The 5,216-nt window shown below is 67.5% G+C and carries 8 protein-coding genes; 4 read left to right on the top strand and 4 right to left on the bottom strand.

Features of this window, described 5'->3' with window-relative positions; all coding sequences use genetic code 11:
• From VGV06_15710 to VGV06_15695, 4 genes are all read left to right on the top strand, one after another.
• A partial coding sequence (locus tag VGV06_15710; protein ID HEV2056590.1) for an ATP-binding protein occupies positions 1 to 588 on the top strand: 588 nt, incomplete at its 5' end.
• On the top strand, positions 585 to 950 hold the full coding sequence (locus tag VGV06_15705; GenBank protein ID HEV2056589.1) for a response regulator: 366 nt from the start codon (positions 585 to 587) through the stop codon (positions 948 to 950). The genes VGV06_15710 and VGV06_15705, both read left to right, overlap by 4 nt.
• A complete protein-coding gene (locus VGV06_15700; protein ID HEV2056588.1) occupies positions 947 to 2,089 on the top strand; it encodes a response regulator in 1,143 nt (380 codons plus the stop codon). The genes VGV06_15705 and VGV06_15700 overlap by 4 nt, the downstream gene beginning before the upstream one ends.
• A 153-nt stretch (positions 2,090 to 2,242) precedes the next feature.
• Entirely contained in the window at positions 2,243 to 2,443 is a 201-nt protein-coding gene (locus VGV06_15695) for a dodecin family protein (GenBank protein HEV2056587.1), read from the top strand.
• A 118-nt stretch (positions 2,444 to 2,561) separates the two neighbouring features.
• On the opposite strand, the gene VGV06_15690 is transcribed toward VGV06_15695, so the two are convergent.
• The 4 genes from VGV06_15690 to VGV06_15675 form a co-directional block, all read right to left on the bottom strand.
• Complete coding sequence (locus VGV06_15690; GenBank protein ID HEV2056586.1) at positions 2,562 to 3,794, bottom strand: ABC transporter substrate-binding protein; 1,233 nt, start codon at positions 3,792 to 3,794, stop codon at positions 2,562 to 2,564.
• 100 nt (positions 3,795 to 3,894) lie between these two features.
• Positions 3,895 to 4,143, bottom strand: a complete 249-nt coding sequence (locus tag VGV06_15685) for a hypothetical protein (protein ID HEV2056585.1) — start codon at positions 4,141 to 4,143, stop codon at positions 3,895 to 3,897.
• A 499-nt stretch (positions 4,144 to 4,642) separates the two neighbouring features.
• Entirely contained in the window at positions 4,643 to 5,011 is a 369-nt protein-coding gene (locus tag VGV06_15680) for a hypothetical protein (GenBank protein ID HEV2056584.1), read from the bottom strand.
• Between the two features lie 18 nt (positions 5,012 to 5,029).
• On the bottom strand, positions 5,030 to 5,216 hold a 187-nt coding region (locus VGV06_15675; protein HEV2056583.1), incomplete at its 5' end, for a hypothetical protein.

Genomic DNA, 5,216 nt, shown 5'->3' with positions numbered 1-5,216 from the left:
GGGCGGGAGACCATGGAGCGGATCGACCGGAGCGGGCGGCACCTGCTCGCTCTCATCAACGACGTCCTCGACCTCAGCAAGATCGAGGCCGGGCAGCTCACCCTCTCGCTCGGCGACTACTCGCTGAAGGAGGTCGTGCAGACGGTGGTGACAGCCCTGGAGCCGCTTGCAGCGGAGAAGAAGCTCGCGCTCACGGTGACCCTCGCGCCCGACCTTCCCGTCGGGCACGGAGACGACCGACGGCTCAGCCAGGTGCTCCTGAACCTGGTCGGGAACGCCGTCAAGTTCACCGACGCGGGCGAGGTCCGCGTGGCGGCCCGGGTCTTGGACGGCGCCTTCGTGGTCTCGGTCTCGGACACGGGGCCGGGCATCGCGCCGGAAGACCAGCAGCGGATCTTCGAGGAATTTCAGCAGGCCGACACCTCGAACACCCGCAAGAAGGGCGGCACCGGCCTCGGGCTCTCCATCGCCAAGCGCATCATCGAGCTCCATGGCGGCCGGATCAGCGTGGAGTCCGCGTCGGGGAAGGGCTCGACCTTCTCCTTCACCGTTCCGGTGCGAGTCGAGCGGATGGCGGAAGTACCGTGAGCCGGCGCATTCTCGTGATCGAAGACCACGAGGACAACCGGCGGATCGTCCGGGACCTGCTCACGCCCGCCGGCTACGAGGTGATCGAGGCCGTGACGGGGGAGGAGGGCGTGGCCATGGCCGAGACCCACCGGCCCGACCTCATCCTCATGGACATCCAGCTCCCCGGCCTCGACGGCTACGAGGCCACGCGCCGGATCAAGGCCAACCCGGCGCTTCGCCAGATCCCGATCATCGCCGTGACCTCCTACGCGCTCAGCGGCGACGACGTCAAGGCACGGGAGGCCGGCTGCGACGCCTACGTTACCAAGCCCTTCAGCCCGCGGGCGCTCCTGGCCAAGATCCGCGAGTACCTGCCGTGAGGACGCCGCCGCTCGTCCTCATCGCGGACGACAACGCGATGAATCTCGACATCCTCCAGGCGCGCCTTACCGCCCACGGCTATGAGATCCTGACGGCCACCGACGGCGAGGCCGCGCTCAGCCTGGCGCGCGAGAAGCACCCGGACCTCATCCTCCTCGACGTCATGATGCCGGGTCTCGACGGGCTCGAGGTCTGCCGCCGGCTCAAGGGAGATCCGTCGCTGCCCTTCATGCCGCTCATCATGGTCACCGCGCGGGCCGATTCGCGCGACGTGGTGAGCGGGCTCGAGGCCGGGGCCGACGAGTACCTGACCAAGCCCGTGGACCAGGCCGCGCTCGTGGCGCGCGTCAAATCCATGCTCCGGATCAAGGCGCTTCACGACACGGTCCAGGAGCAGGCGGCGCGGCTCGAGACCCAGACGGGCGAGCTCGCCGCCTTCAACCGGACGCTCGAGCAGCGGGTGCAGGAGCAGGTAAGCCAGCTCGAGCGCCTCGGCCGGCTCAAGCGCTTCTTCTCGCCCCAGCTTGCCGAGCTGATCGTCGCCGGGGGGGCCGACGACCCTCTCAAGACCCACCGCAGAGAGGTGATCGTCGTCTTTCTCGATCTCCGGGGGTTCACGGCCTTCGCCGAGACCGCCGAGCCCGAGGAGGTGATGGCGGTCCTGCGCGACTACCACGCCGAGATGGGCAAGCTGATCCTCGAGCACGAGGGCACGCTCGAGCGCTTCACCGGCGACGGCATGATGATCTTCTTCAACGACCCGGTGCCGGTGCCGAACCCGGCCGAGCGCGCGCTCCGCATGGCCGTCGCCATGCGCGAGCGTGTCAGCGATCTGAGCATGGGATGGCGCAAGCGGGGCTACGACCTGGCCTTGGGCGTCGGGATCGCCCAGGGATACGCCACGATCGGCGCCATCGGCTTCGAGGGGCGCTGGGACTACGGCGCTATCGGCACGGTCACCAACCTGGCCGCGCGGCTCTGCGGCGAGGCCAAGGGCGGGCAGGTCCTCGTCACGTCGCGCGTCGCGGGAGCCCTCGAGGACCTCATCGAGTGCGAGGAGGTGGGCGCGCTGGCCCTCAAAGGATTTCTCAAGGCCGTCCCCACGTTCAGCGTGCTCGGGCTCAGGCCGAGCCCGTGAAGCGCGCCCGCGGTGCGTCTGGACCGCACGTGCCTGGACCGCACCTGCCTTGACACCCGTCACCATCCCGCCTAGACTCCGGCACACTTTCTAGGCTGTCACCGTTCGGCGGTCGGCCCGCTCTCTGGAGCGCGGCCGATGGGAGGGCAAGCTATGGCAGTGGCACGCGTGACCAAGATCATTGGATCGTCTCCGAGGAGCTGGCAGGCCGCGGCGGACGAGGCCGTGAAGCGGGCCAACAAGACCCTGCGAGGCGTGACCGGCATTCACGTTATCGAGCAGAAAGCCCACGTCGAGAAGGGGAAGGTCACCGAGTACCGGACCACGGTGGAGGTGACGTTCATTCTGGACTGAGTCGCTACAGGGGGTCAGGTCTTGAATTACGACATCCGAGTGGATACCACAGCTCGGGTGGCCGCGATGTAGGAATGTAAGACCTGACCCCGCTACTTGTCAGTCCCTCACGCGGCGCTCAGCAGTAGCGGCAGGGCGGAAACTCGCGCGAATACACCGGCTGCTTCAGAAACTCCTCGGGGTTGTACTTCCAGAACTGGCTGACGGCCGGGTACGTGTAGATCACGGTGTTCTGGAGCTTGCCGTTCACCCGCTCGACCTTCCGGATGTAGATGTTCTGCGTGGGGTTCCCGTAGGGATCCATCTTGACCGGGCCGCGCGGGGCATCGGTGATCTCGACGGCGCGGAGCGCGGCCATGAAGGCGGCGCGGTCCTCGACGCGGCCGCCCACGGCCTTGGCCGCCTCGGCCACGACGCGGGCGCCGGTGTAGCAGTTCTCCGAGTAGAACGAGGGCAGGCGGTTGTACTTCTTCTCGAACGCCGCGCGGAACCGCCGGTTCGCCGGCGTATCGAGCGCGGCCGAGTAGTGGTGCGCGCTGATCACGCCGACCGATTCGTCGCCGAGCTGGGGCAGGACGTGCTCGTCGGTATAGGTCCCGCCCGCGATGAGCGGGACCTTGTCCTTGAGCCCGCTCGCCGCCCACTGCTGGGCGAAGAGAAGCGTCCAGCGCCCGAGGGCGAGCACGAACACGGCGTCGGCGTCCTTCCGGATCTGGCCGATGTAGGGCGCGTAGTCCTGCACGTTGAGCGGGACCCAGAGCTTCTGGATGATCTGCCCGCCGTTGTCCTCGAAGGTCTTCTGGAAGCCGCCGGCGATCTCCCAGCCGAAGGCGTAGTCGAGCGACACGATGGCGATCTTCTTGTAGCCGAGCACCTTCGCCGCGTACTCGCCGAAGGGATGCATGTTGCCGCCGGCCGAGAAGCCGGTGCGGATCAGCCACTTGGGGCGCTTGCGCTGGGTCAGGTCGTCGGCGGAGTTGATCGGGTAGATGGTCGGGATGCCCTGGGACTCGATGTACGGCACGAGCGCGTAGGCGACATTGGACAGGATGACGCCCGCCAGCATGTTGACCCGATCGGACTCGACCAGCTTCCGCGCCTTGGCCAGCGTGGTGGCCGGCACGCCCTCATTGTCCTCCAGGATGACCTCGAGCTTGCGGCCGGCGAGCTGCCAGCCGCTCTCCTCCCAGTACAACTCGCAGCCGCTGTACATGTCCTTGCCGGCCTGGGCGATGGCGCCGGACAGCGGCGCGAGGAAGCCGATCTTGACAGGGGCCTGGGCGGCCGCCTCCTGGGCCGGGCCGGAAAAGGCCACAACGGCGAGCGATACGATCGCGATCAGCAGGCGCATGCGCTTCCTCCTTGTAGGGGTCAGGTCTTGCATTACGACATCTGAGTGGGTATCACAGCTCGGCGTGCTCGCGAATGTCGTAATGCAAGACCTGACCCCGCTACTTGTCGCTCGGGGCCGGCGTGCCGAGCCAGAAGGGCGACGCCTTGCCAATCCGCGCGAGGTACTCGCGGCGTTCAGCCGCGCGCATCGGGTACCAGCGCGACAGGTAGTCGGCATCCAGCATGTGCTGCCGCGACTCGGTGCCAAAGAGGCCCGCCAGCTCCGGCAGGGAGATGAACCCCTCTTCGGACTCGGGGCGGAATTGCTCCCAGCGCCGGGCATGCTCTTCCGACCAGAAGAGGTTCATGCCCGTTCACAAAAATGGCGGGCGGCCCCGTGACGGGCCAACTCCCGTAGTTCAGGTGACCGACGACGGTCGGGGGATCGATCCACGTGAGGCGGCCGTCGAGCATCTCGACGGTCAGCGGGTCGCCGCAGTCGAGACAGGCGGCGTCGATCCGCACGCGTTCTCCCGGAAAGAGCCAGGTCACCGACGTCGCCTCGAACCCGCACTGGGCGAACCACTTCTGCTCCCCGCGCACCGTCACCCGGTACTGGGTGGGCAGGCCATTCAGGGGCGGGAACGAGGCGATGTAGTCCGTCTCGGGATGCAGCCATCCGATCGGGTACGCTTGCAGGACGGCGTGAAGGGCCGTCCGGCTCTCGGCGGGACTCACACCGAGCGAGCGAGCAAGCTCCGCGTAGTGCGGTGGCCGGCCCGTGTCGATCAACGCCCGTGTAATGCGGTTCCACATCCGGTCGGTCATTCCGCCGTCCACCAACTCCGTCCCGCTGCGCGGCATCCGCTAGATCTTCCCCGTCGCCTTCAGGGCGCGATACGTCTCCTTGCGCTCCAGCCACTTCCGCGTGGCCTCGGGGTCGAGGAACGGCTGCGCCTTGGTGAGGACCTTGTCCTTCCAGGAGTGGTCCGCGCTCCACTCGTAGGGCGTGACCACCGTGGTGCCGGCGGCAGTCGCATTGACGAGGAGGTCGAGCCCCAGGGACAGGACCTCGCGCTGCATGTCGAGGTCGAACGGCTTGCCGGTGGGGTTGCCCAGCGGAAAGTCGCTGAAGACGAAGCGCGGGACTCCGCAATGCTCGACGATATCGCGCGCGCAGCCGAACAGGACGGTCGGGATTCCGTTCTCTTCCAGATACCGGGCGGCCAGACTCACGGTCTGGTGGCAGACGGGTCAGACCGCGGTGAGGACCGCCACATCCACGCGGTCCGCCCGCATCTGCTGCAGGATCTCCGGCGCGTCAACGGTCAGTGTCTTGCGTTGGCTGTACTCGGACTGGATCATCTGGAACCGGGGGGCCACGGCGCCGATCTTCCCCTCAGCGACGAAGCGGTGGAGGTGGGTCAACGGGAGATAGCTG

Source organism: Candidatus Methylomirabilota bacterium (assembly GCA_035936835.1).
Lineage (GTDB): Bacteria > Methylomirabilota > Methylomirabilia > Rokubacteriales > CSP1-6 > AR37.
This window is presented reverse-complemented; position numbering and strand designations above follow the sequence as displayed.